This is a genomic window from Streptomyces kryoterrae (genome assembly GCF_054072135.1).
In genome coordinates, this window is sequence record NZ_CM133358.1 from 5323370 (window position 1) to 5335286 (window position 11917).

Below are 11917 nucleotides of genomic sequence, written 5' to 3' on the forward strand. Positions count from 1 at the left end.
GTCCGGGTGACGGGAGCCGGTTCTGACCCAACCTCGCCCCGAGTACGCAAGCCTCATTGCTGACGGGATTCCTTCAGTCTGGGTGAAGTCGAGGAGGCGTGGGTTGGCTCTGGCCGTCGTACGCGACCTGCGCGAGTACCGGGCCCCGGCGGGCGAGGAGGAACTCGCCCAGTTCGAGACCGATGTACTGGCGGGGTTCGTACTCGCACGGGCGTCGGCCGGGCTGGTCGACAGCACGATCCGCAACGACACCAACCACCTGGACCTGATTCGGGACTGGTTCGGCCGCCCGCTGTGGGACATGGAGCCGGCCGACGCGGACGTGTACTTCGACAAGGTGCTCCGCGACGCCAAGCCCTCGACCCGGACCGGCCGGGCGGGGGCGCTGGCGGTGTTCTTCCAGTTCCTTGAGCTGCGGCACAAGGTCGAACTGCACAACCTCACCGGCCGTGTGGTCGAGTGCCCGCTGGACGAGATGAACGATCAGTGCTGTCGGGGTGCGGCGTGAAGGCCGTCGGCGTGTACGTCGGCTCTGTCCGTCGCGGTCACTTCGAGGGCGCCGCGCTCCTGACGTTGTCGATGTTCTCCTCGACCCAGGACCGCAGCAGATGCAGCGGAACGGCTGCGCTCTGGCCGAGGCCAGTCAGGGCGTACTCGACGTGCAGGGGCACCGCAGGATAGATGGTGCGGTCGACGAGCCCTGTGTCCTCCAGGCGTCGCAGCGTCTGGGTGAGCACCTTGGGGCTGACACCCTGCAGGAGTCGCTGCAGGGCGCCGAAACGCTGTGGGCCGTCTTCCAGGGCTCCGATGGCTAGGGCTGACCACTTGTTCGCGAGCAGGTCCAGCATGGCGCGGCAGGGGCATTGGGCCGCGTAGACGTCGTGGTGGGCGTGCTGCCCGGTCTGGCAGTCGGTGGTCACGGGAACACTCCTCAGCAGCATGCTTCCCATTGGGAAGTAGGTTCCCTTGATGGTAACTACCTCCCTGAGGTTACGGTCGAGCCCACTGGACCGGGGGCCGATAAGCGGCCTTTCGGCATGTTTGGTTCAAGGGAGACGACACATGTCCTCGATGCGCGCGGTGGTGCAGCACACCTTCGGCGGCCCCGACGTCCTGCGGGTGGAGGAGGTCCCCCGGCCCGTGCCGCTGCCGACCGAGGTCCTGGTGCGGGTGCACGCCGCCGGGATCAACCCGGTCGACTGGAAGACCCGGGGCAGCGGCGGCATGGCCGGGGTGCTCGGCGAGCCGCCGTTCACCTTGGGCTGGGACGTCTCCGGCGTCGTGGAGGAGACCGGCTTCGGTGTGACCACCCTCAAGGCCGGCGACGAGGTTTACGGGATGCCGTGGTTCCCCCGCGCGGCCGGTGGCTACGCCGAGTACGTCACCGCCCCCGCGCGCCAATTCGCCCGCAAGCCGGCGAGCATCAGCCACGAGCAGGCCGCCGCCGTACCGCTGGCAGCTCTCACCGCCTGGCAGGCACTGGTGGACACCGCCGACATCCGCCCCGGCCAGCGCGTGCTGATCCACGCCGCCGCCGGAGGCGTCGGCCACTTCGCCGTCCAGTTCGCCAAGCACCTGGGCGCCCACGTCACCGGCACCGCCAGCAGCCCCCGCCACGACTGGCTCACCGCACTCGGCGCCGACGAACTCATCGACTACACCACCAGCCGCTTCGAGGAGGCCGCCAAGGACATCGACGTCGTCATCGACCTCGTCGGCGACGCGCACGACAACACCAGCACCCGCTCCCTCGACGTGCTGCGCCCCGGCGGACTGATCGTCGCGATCCCCGCCGGCGTCTCGCCCGAACTCCTCCAGGCGGCCGAGTCCCGGGGGCTGCGGACCAGCGCCTTCCTGGTCGAGCCCGACGGCCCGGCCCTGACCCGCATCGCCGGACTCATCGACGCCGGCGAGGTGAGCGTGGAGGTCGAGGAGGTCTTCCCGCTGGAGCAGGCCACCCAGGCCCACATCCGCGGCGAGAGCGACCGCACCCGCGGCAAGCTCGTCCTTCGCGTCACCTCCTGACCCCCGCCCAGCCACGTACACGAAAGGAAGTTCGCCATGTTCTACGAGCTTCGGCGCTACCAGACCCGGCCCGGGCGCCGGGATCAGTGGGTCCGCTACATGGAGGAAGTTGTCATGCCGTTCCAGGCATCGAAGGGGATGTCGGTCACCGCGTCCTTCGTCGATGAGGAAGACCCGGACGGTTACATATGGATCCGCCGGTTCCAGGACGAGACGCAGCGCGAGGAGTTGTACGCCGCCGTCTACGGGAGCGACCGCCGGCGGGACGAGATCGGTCCGGTCGTCCACAACCTGCTGATCCCGGAGAACTCCGTGATCACCCGCGCCGTCCCCACACCGTGGTCCGCGCTCCGCTGACGGCACTCGAGCCGAGACGCGTCACTCATCAGCAAGAGAAGGTTTTGATGAACACCGCAGTACAAGCGAAGTCCGTGCCCGCACTCTCGATCAGCCGCTCCGCCGCCTCAGCGCTCATCGAAGCGGTGCGCGCGGCGGCCGAGGACATCGGATTCGCGGCGGCTGTCGCTGTCACCGACGCCGGCGGCCACCTGAAAGCGTTCGAACGTGCCGACGACGCACCGTTCCTGGCCGCCGAGGTCGCCGTGGACAAGGCGTGGACGGCGGTGTCCTACCGCATCGCCACCCATGTCTGGAACTCCTACGTGGCCAACCCCCAGGTCGCCCCACTCACCCACCACCCCCGGCTGATGGCCGTCGGCGGCGGCTACCCAGTGATCGAGGACGGCATGGTCATCGGCGGTATCGGTATCTCCGGCGGCAGCTACGAGCAGGACCAGCAGGCAGCGGAAGCCGCGCTCAGCTCGCTCGGCTTCGACACCCCGGCCTGAGACACGGCCCCTCGCGCCCATGCGGGCGGTATCCGGCAGGACTGGCAGCCGGGCACGCTGTGGGGGGCCGACGCCCCCAGGACGCGCTGAACCTCGCCAGGGACATCGACGTGCACCTCGCGGAAAACCCGACGCAGCGCCGCCTCCCTCGGCTCCTGGCCAAGCCAGGGGGCGCCCCAGGGGTACGGCGGCCGGAGAGTGTGCCCCCGGCAAAGACGACGGTGGCACCCAGGTCGCACCAGGTGATCGACATGCCGCCGGAGCCGGCACGGTTGCCGAAGTGCCGGTACGTGCCGTACCCGGGCTTGCGGTGGTGAATTGAGCTGGAGGTGTTCCACGCGTGCGATAACGACGAACCCACCGGACTTTCGAGCCCGCCGGCAGAAGACGTCGTGAGTTCCCGGTGAAAGTCCCTCAGTCACGCTGAACTCACGGCCGTCGTGCCGGTAAGAACCGTGTCACCAGCCGCGAACGGCGATGATCTGGTGACTGCGTCACCCGTGTGGGTGGGTGCTGGGCCGTCTGGCTGGGGTGGGTGAAGCTCTGCGAGGACGATCGGCGATCGTGGCCCGTACTCCGTTGGACCTGGACGAACTCGTCGAGCACTGGACGCTGTTGAAGGACGAGCGGGCGCTCGTGTCCGGCAAGCGTGGGGGGGACGCGACCGGGCTTCGCCGTGCTGCTGAAGTTCGCCGGACCCGCGGACGGCGGTACGGAGGGCGAGGACGCGCCGCCGGTGCTGGCGAAAGCCAGGGAGGCCCCTGGGGCCGACGTCACCGCGCTGCGCGAAGTGCTCGGTGACCTGCTGGCGGCCCCCTCGGCGACCCGCCGGATCGCCGCGATGATGTCGGGCTCCGACGTCGTCCACCCGTCCGCCGCGACAGGCGGGCACCCGTCGACGGGCAGGTGGGTCGCCGACCTCCGGGTGAACGCCGAGGGGGGGCTCCGTGCGGCTGGCGGAGCAGGCGCGCCACGGCAGGCCGATGCCGCTGTGCCCGCCAGAGGCGGACACGCTGGCGGACACGGCCTCACCCTGGTCGACCGGGTGGACCTGCTGACCGTCACCGCCGCACCTGGGGCCCCGCCACGCGAGATGGTCCTGGTCCGCCCGGACGGGTACGTGGCGTGGGCAGGCACCGAACCCGCCGAACTCACCGCGGCGCCGCGGACGTGGTTCGGCCCGCCGTCCCGGCACGTCTGACAATCACCGGCCGGGCGTCACGGGGCGGGCGCACCCTGCGCGTCCGCCGCCGGGACGTGCCGGAGCTCTGCACGCGTCCGGCGTGTTGCGGGCGCTTTCATCCGTTCCTTGCTCGGTCGGCGGTGAAGGCGGGGTAGTCGGTGTAGCCCTCGGTGTGGCCGGCGTAGTGGGTTTCCTGGTCGTCGTCGGCCAGCGGGTGGCCCTGCGCGAAGCGCTCGACCAGGTCGGGGTTGGCGATGAAGGGGGCGCCGAAGGAGACCGCGTCGACGATGCCGTGGTCGAGGATCTCGTTGCCGAGGGCCTGGGTGAAGCCGAGGTTGGCGACGATGTTGCCCTGGTAGTGGGCGCGGTAGCGGGAGAAGAGGGAGATGCGCTCCTCGATGGTGCCGGGGGTGCCCATGAGGTGCAGGTAGGCCAGGTTGCTGTCGTTGAGCTTCTTGAGCAGCTGGTCGTAGTCGGCGAGTGTCTCCTCGTCCGCGGTGAACGCGGTTCCGCTGGTCCAGCCCGGGGACATTTTCACGCCGATGCGGTCGCCGCCCCACACGTCGGTGACGGCGTCGAGGATGTCGAGGAGGAACGTGGCCCGCTTCTCGCTGCTGCCTCCGTAGGCGTCGGTGCGTTGGTTGAGACGGGGGTTGAGGAACTGCGGGATCAGGTGGGACACCTGGGCGTGGAGTTCCACGCCGTCGAAACCGGCGCGGCGGGCGTTCTCGGCCGCATGGCGGTAGCCGGCGATGGTGTCGGCGATCTCGGCGGCGGTGTAGGCGCGCGGGGTGAGGGTGTCCTTCGGGCCGGAGGGGGTGAAGGACTTCTCGCCGGGGTTGATGGCCGAGGGTCCGGCGGGCAGGCGGCCGCCGAGGTGGTCGGGGTGGGAGGCCGCTCCGACATGGCCGAGCTGGGAGACGATCCGCCCGCCCGCCTCGTGGACGGCTTCGGTGACCTTCGCCCAGCCGGCGGTCTGCGCGTCGGTGTAGATGCCGGGGACGTTGACGAAGCCGATCGCGTCGGGGCTGACCCAGGTTCCCTCGGTGACGATCAGCCCGGCGCCGGCTCGCTGGGTGTAGTAGGTCGCGTGCAGGTCGGTGGGGGTCAGCTCGGTGTTGTGGGCGCGGGCGCGGGTCATGGGGGCCATGACGACGCGGTTGGGGAGTTCCAGCGCGCCGAGGCGGACGGGCTGCAGCAGGGGCTGGGTGGTCATGGGTGACTTCCTTGTGCCGAGGGGCGGATGAGGAGGAGGGCGGGGAACGGGGGAGGGTCCGGCTCGGCGGCGCTCCCCTTCGACGAGTTATTGATGATGGGTATCATTGGAACTCTTGTTATGATGAGAGGCATCATTGAAATGGTCAAATCGAGAGTGACGCGAGAGGACGGAAATGCCGCGGATCACCAAGGAGGACAAGGCCCGCAACCGGCAGAACATCCTCGGAGCGGCGGGCCGCATGTTTCGCTCGCAGGGCATCGACGCGGTCGGCATCGCCGAGCTGATGAAGGAAGCCGGACTCACTCACGGCGGCTTCTACAACCACTTCGCCTCCAAGGACGACCTGGTCCTGGAGGTGTTCGGGGCTTCCTTCGCCGCCTCGCTCGGCAGCCTGGCCCGCACCGTCGATGACGGTCCGGACCAGAGCGGCTCTCCGCTGGAGCGGGTCGTGGCTGGATACCTGTCCACCGCGCACCGTGACGCCCCGGACGGCGGCTGCCCTTCCGCCTCCCTGGTCACCGACGCCGCACGGCACAGTGAAGCCGTGCAGAGCGCGTACGCCGAAGGTGTCGAGGGGTACCTCACCGGCTTCACCGCCGAGTTCCTGCGCGAAGCCGAGGAGAAGGGCCACGAACCCGACCCGGGCGAGGCCCGCCACAGGGCCGTCCGCCTGCTCAGTGAAATGGTCGGCGCGCTGATGCTCGCCCGAGCCGTACGCGACGTCGAGCCCGAACTCTCCGACGAGATCCTGCAGACCGGCCGCAGCCATGCCTTCGACTGACCAGCCCCGACAGGCGTGGCCGCGAGGGTCCGCGGTCAGCTGAGACAGGGCTGGTCGCGGTGCTCCAGAAAGTGTTGGACGCGCAGCCTTCGCAGGAGAACCGGCGCGGTCCGGACTGTGTGGAGACTGGTCGTCAGCCGTGGGGCTCGTCCGCGGACTCCGCGTCGGAGTCGGAGTCGTGGACCAGCTCGGCAAGCTGAACGAGGAGGCTGTGGGTCGCCGTACGGCCCTGGATACGGATGAAGTAGGACCGGCTGGAGGGCTTGAAGATCTCGCGGCGGCGCACTTTCCGGCGGCTGTGCCCGTAGGTTTTCGCCGCCTCCAGCAGGGCCGTCTCCGCTTCTTCGGAGCTGCCTTCGAGCTCCGCGACGGTACGCGCGTCGCCGTCCGCTTCTGCCACACCGCCGACAGGTATGACCAGCACTGTCCACCGTGGCATCTTGCGTTCGGTTCCTCTCGCTGGGTGCCGCGCTGCCGCCCTGCCGCGACACGCACGGTCCCAGTGCGGCAGGTGATCATCCGTACTGGGACCGCTGTCGGCTGGTCCAGGTAGACGTTGGCAAGGGCACCGAGGTGGCCGCCAACATCCGCGAGGGCTCCCGGGCGAAAAGCCAGCCCGATGGGTCATGTCAGCAGTGGCGGTGGACCCGGACGAGGATCGTGCCTCCGGGAAGGTCCGCGAGCGGTGGCCGCAGCCTTCCGGCAGCCGACGCACGAGCAAGATCAAGGTCTATGGCTGGAGGTCGCGCTGGTACCAGGTGCCTGACCTGCCGCCGAGCTCGTCCGGGGTGGCAGGGCCGACCGGGACGAACCCGGCCTTGACCAATACTTTCTGGGACGCGGCGTTGTCGTGGGAGGTGGCCGCCCGCAGTGTGAGCAGGCCGTGCGTCGCTGCCGCCATCCGGCACAGCTCCCGGACGGTCGCGGTCGCCACGCCGCGGCCGGCGACCCGCTCCGCGACCCGGTAGCCGAGTGTGGCGGTGCCGTCCTCCAAGTCGTACAGGTTGAACCTGCCGAGTACCGAGCCGTCCTCGGCGACGAGCACGTAGAAGGCGCAGATGCCGGCCTCCTGCTCGGTCAGCAAGGCGTTGTACCGGTCGGTGAACTGGTCGAAGAAGTCGTCGCCGCGGTCGGAGACCGAGGCGGCGAAGTAGGTGCGGTTCGCCAGCTCGAAGGCCAGGACCGCCGGGGCGTGGCAGGCATGCAGCGGCTTCAGCTCGGGCATCGCCCGACTCTACCCAGATCGTGCGCCGAGGCCGCCTGAGTTTCCGCCAGTGGCAGACACCTCGCCGAGGACCGGGAGCACGCAGTCAGGGCTGTCGCCGCGTTCGGCACGACGTACGGCGCGGAGTGGCCCAAGGCCGTCAAGAAGATCACCGATGATGTCGATGAACAGCTGGCGTTCTACGACTTCCTGGCCCAGTATGGGAGCCATTTGAACACGACGAATCCCATCGAATCGACCTTCGCGACGATACGGCTGCGGACCAAGGTCACCAAGGTCACCAAGGGCGTCGGCAGTACGGGCGCCGCGCTTGCCATGGTCTTCAAGCTCGTCGAGTCCGCCCAGGCCGGCCGGCTGGCGGTCAACGCACCCCACCTCGTCGCGCTTGTCCGCGCTGGAGCCCGCTTCGAATGCGGCCATCTCGTCGAGCGTGCCGAGGTGGTGGCCGCATGAGCCGACCGGCGCACGGCACGCTGCATCACGTCGAGTTGTGGGTGCCGGACCTTGACCGCGCGCTCGTCTCGCTCGGCTGGCTGCTGGAAGCGCTGGGTCACACCCTCTTCCAGAGCTGGGACAGCGGCCGCAGTTGGCGGCTCGGGCCGACCTACCTGGTCATCGAACAGTCTCCGGCCCTCACCGCCGAACAGTACGACCGCTGCCGCCCAGGACTGAACCACCTGGCGTTCCACGTCGAAGACGCCGCCACCGTCGAGGAGTTGGCTGCCGGCGCCGCTCGCCACGGCTGGCACCTCATGTTCCCCGAGCGGCATCCGTACGCCGGCGGCGCACAGCACTACGCCGCCTACCTGGAGAACGACGACGGCTTCGAAGTCGAACTCGTCGCGATCAAGTCACCCGAACGAACCTGAGATATCCGGTCTGCTCGGTTCGTGCCTCCTGGGCGGGGTGGGCGAACTATCGTCGCGAATATGAAGGTCCGCCACAACGTCCGAGCGGTTCTGCTCTACGGCGGTCAGCTGGTGTTCCTGCGCCGAGGATGGCCAGGCGGCGCCGGCTACTACACAACCGTCGGCGGCGGCGTCGAAGCTGACGACGCCGACCTCGAAACGGCTCTACGCCGCGAAGTGAGGGAAGAGATCGGTGCCACGATCGGCCCTGCGACCGAGTTCCTGACCTTGACCGAACCGGGCGAAAAGGTCACCGTTGTGCAGCACTACTTTCGTGCCGACGTGCTGGACCTGGACCCGGATCGCCGTAGCGGCCCTGAACTCGATGATCCCGACATAGGCGACTTCGCGCCGGTGCGCGTCGCGTTGAACGCGTCAGCCGTGAGAGCGCTCGAAATCCATCCGCCCGAACTCGCCGACTACCTATGGGAGCACGCAGGCAATTGGGGCGCCTGAGAGATGGCGCCACTCGGCGGATCTCATCGACCTTGCTCAGCTGCCGAACCGGGACGGCCACGTGTACCGCCTACGGGCATGCGAAGTCGTGGGGCAGATCGCTGACGTCGTCGCGCGGTCCTTAGGATGGCGGACGGGGCGGAGCTGTAGCGCAGAGGTCGTCGCGCGCGGTCTCCAAAATCGCGAGGACGCCGGTTCAAATCCGGCCGGCTCTGCCTTCTCACCGCATCCGGCGTGTCTGCTGTCCACCAGACGGACTTGGTGTTGGTTCGGCCAGACGGAACTGGTGCTGGTTCGGCGCGGGTTTCTACAGCGCCTCGTCCCGGGCCAGGACGAGGCTGACCGGCGGCCGTAGCCCCCGATCAGCCTCACTCGGCCTCACTCGGCCTTGTTCCGCTCAGGGCAGGATCGGCAGCACCCCGCAGTTCGACGACGCCGGCTTGCCCGACAAGCGGTCCGTCAGCCAGTTCACCGCGTTGCCCTGGTCCGTGAGGAGTGGGGTGAAGTGGTTCAGCAGGGGGCTGATCACGTTCGGCAGGATCACCGGTCTGTACGTGATGTTCGCGCCCTTCGCGCACCAGTCCGCGGCGAGGCGGCGGGCCTGGGCGTGCGGGACCAGGTTGTCGCTGGTCCCCGTCGCTATGCGGATCGGGCTTGACGGGGTGAGGGTGCCGATGCGCTGGCTGTTCAGGAAGGTCTGGAGGGCCGGGGTGGACGCGATGATGTCGGAGATGGACTTGCCGTCCGTCGTCCACTTCGTGCTCTTCGTGTAGCCGTAGCCGAGCAGCGCGTCCCCTACGCACATCGTCGACAGGTCGGTCAGGGCCGCTTTCCCCGTCGCGTTCAGATGGGCCTCCGCCAGCGGCCTGAGCGTCGGGTCCGACTGGAGGAAGCCGTTCAGCGACCAGGCCAGCGCGCCCGCCAGTTCGCTTCCGTCGATCGCCTCCGTGACCGCGGCCAGGTCGGCCGGTGGGGCGCCCGAGTAGGTGCCGGCGAGGGTGATGTCGGGGGCGTAGGACGGCTGGAGTTCGGCTGCCGCCGCGGTGGCTCCGCCGCCCTGGCTGTAGCCGAACAGGCCTACCCGGGAGGCCGAGGTGACCGAGGTGCCGGGGAGGGAGCGGGCGGCGCGTACCGCGTCCAGTACCGCGTGTGCCTCGTCGAGGCGGTTGACGTACGTGTGGAGGCGGTCCGTCGCTCCCAGGCCGGCGTAGTCCGTGACGACCACCGCGGCGCCCGTTGCCAGGAGACGGTAGATCGCCACGTCCTCGTAACCGACCGACACCGTACGGCCGTTGAGGGAGAGGGGGTTCTCCAGGCCCAGGGACGCCGCGCACTGGTCGCCCTGGCCCATCGTGCCCGGGGCCACCGCGACCAACGGGCGCGGGCCGTCTCCCTTCCAGGTCGCCGTCGGTTCGATGTACGCGCCGGTGACCGCGACCGGGGAGCCGTTCGAGTCCGTGGACTTGTACATCAGGCGGGTCGCCCGGCCCGGGAGGGGACCGTCGAGGGTGGGGAGGGAGATGGCGAGGGGGAGGGGTTCGGTGCGGATCACCGCGCCGTTGGGGGTGGGGAGGGTGGTTGGTGGCGTGTAGAACGTGGGGATCTCCACGCCTCGGGACACGACCGTCTCCGCCGAGGAGGCGTCCGAGGCCGAGGTCGAGGCCGAGGCTGTTGCGTACGAGAGCGCCTGGGCGCCCAGACAAGTCGCAGCGGTGACTGCTGCGGCCAGGAGCCGTCTGCGTGCGGGCATGGCGAACCTCCTGAAGCGTGGGGCAGGAAGGAAGCGATGAGGAACCCGGGAGAGGCCGAGAAGCCGAGTGGCCGCCTCTCCTTACCGGGTAGTTCGCCAGGACCGTACCTACTGGTCGGTTACTTCGGGTAGCAGTCGGAAGATTACGGTTGAGTAACTTGACTCACTGTCTAATTGGGGAAACGGGCCGTCACTGGTGACAACCAGTGGCCTCCGGCGTGAACTTCAGGGGAGCGAGCCGGTCGGCGGCGACGGCCTTGTCGTAGGTCACCCTGGTGACCTGGTACCAGACGGCGTCCCGTTTGGCGTCGCCATTCACGTCGTCCAGGCTCACGCACCAGCGTTCCTGGCGGACGACGCGTGTATACGTCTCGGTGCCGCTCCGGGTGTTCGCGCACTTCTGGTAGTGCTCGGTGGTGTACCAGGTGCGCGTTCTCTTCGCGGTGCCCGTGCCCGTACGTTGCGTGTGCTTGACCTGCCTGGTCGCCGGCGCGCACTTCTTGACCAGGTGCGGGCGGGTGGCCTTGGCCGTCTTGGCGGTGACGTGACGGACGGCGTCGCGGAGCCCGTGGACGGTGGGCTTCACCGGCGCCGTCTCCTGGACGCCCGCGCCGCCGTCATCGTCGTACTGGCTGCTGGTGGTGCCGTCGTCCTGTGGCCCGACGCCGCTCCCGCACGCGCCGAGCCCGGCCATGAGGATCACCGTGAAGCCGGCCAGTGTTAGACGTCTCTTGCTGAACATGTCTCTTTCCCCGCCCGTTCTCTGTCTCAAAGTCTCAAAAGGGCGGTCAGCGTAACTGATCACCCGACAAGCGGGGCGATCACGGCGATGAGGCGCACAGCGGCCCGCCAGTCCGGCAGTCCGGCAGCCCGTCGTCACGGACTGCCGGGCCCCAGTCGCGAGGCCTGTACCCCCGCTGACCACCGAAACGTCGTCCAGCGAGCCCCTTCCGTCACTCCGGACCACCCGGTCCCCGCCCTCCTCGCTCCCCGGTCGGCGTTGACAACCGCCCTCGCATCCCTCCATCATCATTCCACTAATCAAGTAGTGGAATGGTGGTGGTGATCGTGGAGTACCGCATCGACAGGCGGAGCGGGGTCCCCGCCTTCCAGCAGATCGTGCAGCAGACCAAGCAGGCCCTGCGGCTGGGCGTACTGGTGCCGGGTGACCGGCTGCCCACCGCCAAGGAGGTCGCCGCGACCAGCACGGTCAACCCGAACACCACCCTCAAGGCGTACCGCGAGCTGGAGCGCGAGGGCCTGGTCGAACCGCGGCCGGGCCAGGGCACCTTCGTACGCCGCACGCTGGGCCGCCCCGAGACGGGCACCGACTCGCCGCTGTACGCGGAGCTGGTGACGTGGATGTCGAAGGCCGCCGGGGCCGGTCTGGAGCAGGAGGACGTGGCCGCGCTGGTCGCGTCGGCGTTGGAGAAGCAGTACACCGCCGGGACCACGGCGGCGACGAGGGCCACGACAACGGGGCCCACGGGGGCCACGACAACTAGGAGCACAAGTGAGTGAC

The 11917-nt window shown here is 69.1% G+C and carries 15 protein-coding genes, 1 tRNA gene and 1 pseudogene; 11 read left to right on the plus strand and 6 right to left on the minus strand.

What is annotated here, in order from left to right; translation table 11 throughout:
* Positions 1-103: 103 nt before the first annotated feature.
* On the plus strand, positions 104-508 hold the full coding sequence (locus tag ACW4TU_RS23245) for a hypothetical protein (RefSeq protein ID WP_457416529.1): 405 nt from the start codon (positions 104-106) through the stop codon (positions 506-508).
* Between the two features lie 37 nt (positions 509-545).
* Here ACW4TU_RS23245 and ACW4TU_RS23250 read toward each other — a convergent pair whose 3' ends face one another.
* Positions 546-920: a winged helix-turn-helix transcriptional regulator gene (locus ACW4TU_RS23250; protein WP_385279226.1), complete on the minus strand. Its 375-nt coding sequence runs from the start codon at positions 918-920 to the stop codon at positions 546-548.
* A 142-nt stretch (positions 921-1062) separates the two neighbouring features.
* On the opposite strand from ACW4TU_RS23250, the gene ACW4TU_RS23255 reads away from it, so the two are divergent.
* From ACW4TU_RS23255 to ACW4TU_RS23270, 4 genes are all read left to right on the plus strand, one after another.
* A complete protein-coding gene (locus ACW4TU_RS23255; protein ID WP_385279224.1) occupies positions 1063-2025 on the plus strand; it encodes an NADP-dependent oxidoreductase in 963 nt (320 codons plus the stop codon).
* Between the two features lie 36 nt (positions 2026-2061).
* Complete coding sequence (locus tag ACW4TU_RS23260; RefSeq protein ID WP_457416532.1) at positions 2062-2382, plus strand: NIPSNAP family protein; 321 nt, start codon at positions 2062-2064, stop codon at positions 2380-2382.
* Positions 2383-2429: 47 nt separating this feature from the next.
* Complete coding sequence (locus ACW4TU_RS23265) at positions 2430-2873, plus strand: GlcG/HbpS family heme-binding protein (protein ID WP_457416534.1); 444 nt, start codon at positions 2430-2432, stop codon at positions 2871-2873.
* 649 nt (positions 2874-3522) lie between these two features.
* Entirely contained in the window at positions 3523-4074 is a 552-nt protein-coding gene (locus tag ACW4TU_RS23270; RefSeq protein WP_457416536.1) for an aromatic-ring hydroxylase C-terminal domain-containing protein, read from the plus strand.
* A gap of 97 nt (positions 4075-4171) precedes the next feature.
* On the opposite strand, the gene ACW4TU_RS23275 is transcribed toward ACW4TU_RS23270, so the two are convergent.
* Entirely contained in the window at positions 4172-5272 is a 1101-nt protein-coding gene (locus ACW4TU_RS23275; RefSeq protein ID WP_457416538.1) for an alkene reductase, read from the minus strand.
* Between the two features lie 175 nt (positions 5273-5447).
* Between ACW4TU_RS23275 and ACW4TU_RS23280 the strand changes: the two genes are divergently transcribed.
* Positions 5448-6056 (plus strand): TetR/AcrR family transcriptional regulator, encoded by a 609-nt coding sequence (locus ACW4TU_RS23280; protein ID WP_457416540.1) that lies wholly within the window; start codon positions 5448-5450, stop codon positions 6054-6056.
* Positions 6057-6189: 133 nt separating this feature from the next.
* Here the strand turns inward: ACW4TU_RS23280 and ACW4TU_RS23285 are convergent, their stop codons facing one another.
* Both ACW4TU_RS23285 and ACW4TU_RS23290 read right to left on the minus strand, forming a co-directional pair.
* A complete protein-coding gene (locus ACW4TU_RS23285; RefSeq protein WP_457416542.1) occupies positions 6190-6495 on the minus strand; it encodes a hypothetical protein in 306 nt (101 codons plus the stop codon).
* Between the two features lie 291 nt (positions 6496-6786).
* Positions 6787-7281, minus strand: a complete 495-nt coding sequence (locus ACW4TU_RS23290) for a GNAT family N-acetyltransferase (protein WP_457416544.1) — start codon at positions 7279-7281, stop codon at positions 6787-6789.
* A gap of 63 nt (positions 7282-7344) precedes the next feature.
* Between ACW4TU_RS23290 and ACW4TU_RS23295 the strand changes: the two are divergent.
* The 4 genes and pseudogenes from ACW4TU_RS23295 to ACW4TU_RS23310 all read left to right on the plus strand — a co-directional run.
* Positions 7345-7734 (plus strand): annotated as a pseudogene (locus ACW4TU_RS23295) (transposase); the annotation flags it as partial.
* The gene (locus ACW4TU_RS23300) at positions 7731-8150 is read left to right on the plus strand and encodes a VOC family protein (protein WP_457416546.1); all 420 of its coding nucleotides are present in this window, start codon (positions 7731-7733) and stop codon (positions 8148-8150) included. The pseudogene ACW4TU_RS23295 and the gene ACW4TU_RS23300, both read left to right, overlap by 4 nt.
* 60 nt (positions 8151-8210) lie before the next feature.
* Positions 8211-8645 (plus strand): NUDIX domain-containing protein, encoded by a 435-nt coding sequence (locus ACW4TU_RS23305; RefSeq protein ID WP_457416548.1) that lies wholly within the window; start codon positions 8211-8213, stop codon positions 8643-8645.
* Positions 8646-8785: 140 nt separating this feature from the next.
* Positions 8786-8860, plus strand: a tRNA-Trp gene (locus ACW4TU_RS23310).
* Between the two features lie 182 nt (positions 8861-9042).
* Here ACW4TU_RS23310 and ACW4TU_RS23315 read toward each other — a convergent pair.
* Both ACW4TU_RS23315 and ACW4TU_RS23320 read right to left on the minus strand, forming a co-directional pair.
* Positions 9043-10395 carry an alpha/beta fold hydrolase gene (locus tag ACW4TU_RS23315; RefSeq protein WP_457416550.1) on the minus strand — a complete coding sequence of 451 codons (1353 nt, stop codon included), beginning with the start codon at positions 10393-10395 and terminating at the stop codon, positions 9043-9045.
* A 190-nt stretch (positions 10396-10585) separates the two neighbouring features.
* The gene (locus tag ACW4TU_RS23320) at positions 10586-11137 is read right to left on the minus strand and encodes a hypothetical protein (RefSeq protein ID WP_457416552.1); all 552 of its coding nucleotides are present in this window, start codon (positions 11135-11137) and stop codon (positions 10586-10588) included.
* Positions 11138-11448: 311 nt separating this feature from the next.
* Between ACW4TU_RS23320 and ACW4TU_RS23325 the strand changes: the two genes are divergently transcribed.
* Positions 11449-11916 (plus strand): GntR family transcriptional regulator, encoded by a 468-nt coding sequence (locus ACW4TU_RS23325; RefSeq protein WP_457416554.1) that lies wholly within the window; start codon positions 11449-11451, stop codon positions 11914-11916.
* Position 11917 lies beyond the last annotated feature (1 nt).